The sequence below is a fragment of the Synechococcus sp. R6-5 genome (genome assembly GCF_047461775.1).
In the GTDB taxonomy this organism is placed as follows: Bacteria; Cyanobacteriota; Cyanobacteriia; order Thermostichales; family Thermostichaceae; genus Thermostichus.
In genome coordinates, this window is sequence record NZ_JANSHV010000214.1 from 1 (window position 1) to 2,558 (window position 2,558).

Below are 2,558 nucleotides of genomic sequence, written 5' to 3' on the forward strand. Positions count from 1 at the left end.
CCTTCGGGGAAGTGGAATTAATGGAAACGCTGTAATTAAATTTCAACCCATGAAGTTTTTTGAAAAATACCTTACCGTTTGGGTCTCGCTATGCATTGCTGCAGGCATTGGTCTTGGGAAAATACTGGGGAATTCTATTTCGGTGCTTGAAAGCTGGCAGATATATACCATCAACATTCCGGTAGCGGTGTTGGTTTGGATGATGATCTACCCGATGATGGTACAGATTGATTTTTCATCGATAGGCGGTGTTTCAAAAAATTGGAAAGGGCTGGCGCTGACAGTTACTGTAAACTGGCTGATCAAACCTTTCACCATGGCATTGTTTGGATGGATTTTCTTTAAAAATCTGTATGCTACCTGGATCACTCCGGAAGATGCAGACCAGTACCTGGCAGGCGCCATTCTGCTGGGTGCCGCACCCTGCACAGCCATGGTGTTTGTGTGGAGTTATTTGGTAAAAGGCGATGCCAATTATACGTTAATACAAGTTTCAGTCAACGATCTTATTCTGCCGGTTGCATTTGTACCCATTGTAAAATGGCTGCTGGGAGTAACCAACATACAGATACCGTATGAAGTACTGATTACTTCGGTGGTTGTTTTTGTTGTTATACCGCTAACTACGGGCTATCTGACCAATCGGATATTGCTTCAACGAAAAGGAAAGGATTGGTTTGAACAAAAATTTCTTCCGGCACTTCATCCTGTTTCCATACTAGCATTGCTTTCAACCCTGGTTTTACTCTTTGCCTTTCAGGGCGAACACATACTGGATCATCCATACACCATTTTGTTGATAGCCATACCACTGACCATTCAAACCTACTTCATATTTTTTATAACCTGGCTGGGTGGAAAATTGCTCCGTTTATCACATCCGGTTTGTGCACCGGCTGCGATGATTGGTGCCAGCAATTTTTTTGAACTCGCAGTTGCCGTGGCCATATCACTTTTTGGTCTTAATTCAGGTGCGTCGTTAGCCACGGTGGTTGGTGTACTCATAGAAGTACCCATCATGTTATCGTTGGTAGCCATCGCTAACAGTTGGAGGTATTAAATGAAAAAAATCTTGGTTTTATGTACAGGTAATAGCTGCCGTAGTCAAATGGTACATGGTTATTTAGAAAATCTGTTACAAGGTAAAGCTCATATTTACAGTGCCGGTATTGAGATACATGGCGTAAATCCGAGAGCCATACAAATCATGAAGGAAGATGGAATTGATATCAGTCATCATACCAGCAACCATGTAAATGAATACTTAAACATACCCTTTGATTACATCATCACGGTATGTGATCATGCCAGAGAAAACTGTCCGTACATACCAGGTAATTCCATTCGCATACATCATAGTTTTTCTGATCCTGACAAAGCAACCGGAAGTGAAGAAGAAATTATGCATGCATTTCGTATGGTTCGAAATGAGATACGCACATTCTGCGAAGAATTTTCAAAGACTATCATTGCTTAATCCTAGTAAGAAAACACAAACAAAAAAGCCCCGTAACCGGGGCTTTCTGATTTATTTTACAACCATGATGCGTTGTGTTATCGCTTGTTTTCCGTCAGATATTCTAAGAAGATAAATTCCAGAAGACAATCCGTCTGTGATCAAAGTTATTTGCTGCTGAGATGGAGCAATGGTAAATTGCTGCAACACCTGACCCAGTGTTGTCATCAGTTCTCCTTTCAACGGTTCGGCAGAAGCCAATTGCAGAGCAATGGTAATCATATCAGTAGCCGGATTGGGATACACCAAAAAGTTGGAGGTATTCATCACTTCATCCAGCGAAGAACAGTTAAGTACTGTAACCGATGCAGTGGCAGTTGCTGTACATCCGTTAGTAGCTGTGGCTGTAACGGTATAGGTAGTAGTGGATGCAGGGCTTACATTGATGGAAGCAGTATTAGCACCTGTGTTCCAAGTAAAACTATTACCACCAGAAGCAGTAAGATTTACAGAGCTTCCCTGACAAATAGTACCGCCACCACTTATAGTAGGTGTGGGCAAAGGATTCACCACAATACTGGCTGTTGCCGTGTTTGTTCCGTTTAAATTGCTAGCTGTTAATGTTACAGTATATGTCCCCGCTGAATTAAATGTTACAGTAGGACTGGCAGCCGTACTTGTTGAAGGAGTTCCGCCGGGGAAGGACCAGCTATAGGAAGTAGCATTGGTAGATGTATTGGTAAATGTAATACTTTGCCCTGCACAGATGTTAGTTGATGAAACATTAAAAGAAGCGCTTGGTGGTGTATTGGTTGCAGCACTAATGTTTATATCATCCAGATAAGTAACATTTCCCCATCCACTTCGCAATTGGAATCTGATTCTGGCGGCGGTTTGAGAAGCATACGGGCTTAAATCTATTGTCTTGGTTGCCCATTGTGATGGGGTAGGTACAAATGCAGTGGTCATATCAGGTGCCGTAGCCAATGGACTCGGGCCTGTATTATTACCATAAGATGCTAATCGTATCCAAGTATTGCCACAATCAGTGGTGATACTTACTATTAATGAATCAGTCGCTTCCCTTCGGGGAAGTGGAATT

General features: G+C 42.3%; 3 protein-coding genes. 2 read left to right on the forward strand and 1 reads right to left on the reverse strand.

Annotated elements, in window-relative coordinates; genetic code table 11:
• Window positions 1–49: 49 nt before the first annotated feature.
• Together arsB and NW818_RS11110 are read left to right on the forward strand one after the other, a co-directional pair.
• A complete protein-coding gene (gene arsB / locus NW818_RS11105; RefSeq protein WP_414424587.1) occupies window positions 50–1,060 on the forward strand; it encodes an ACR3 family arsenite efflux transporter in 1,011 nt (336 codons plus the stop codon).
• Window positions 1,061–1,477 (forward strand): arsenate reductase ArsC, encoded by a 417-nt coding sequence (locus tag NW818_RS11110; RefSeq protein WP_011433934.1) that lies wholly within the window; start codon window positions 1,061–1,063, stop codon window positions 1,475–1,477.
• Window positions 1,478–1,528: 51 nt separating this feature from the next.
• Here the strand turns inward: NW818_RS11110 and NW818_RS11115 are convergent.
• A partial coding sequence (locus NW818_RS11115) for a T9SS type A sorting domain-containing protein (RefSeq protein ID WP_414424586.1) occupies window positions 1,529–2,558 on the reverse strand: 1,030 nt, incomplete at its 5' end.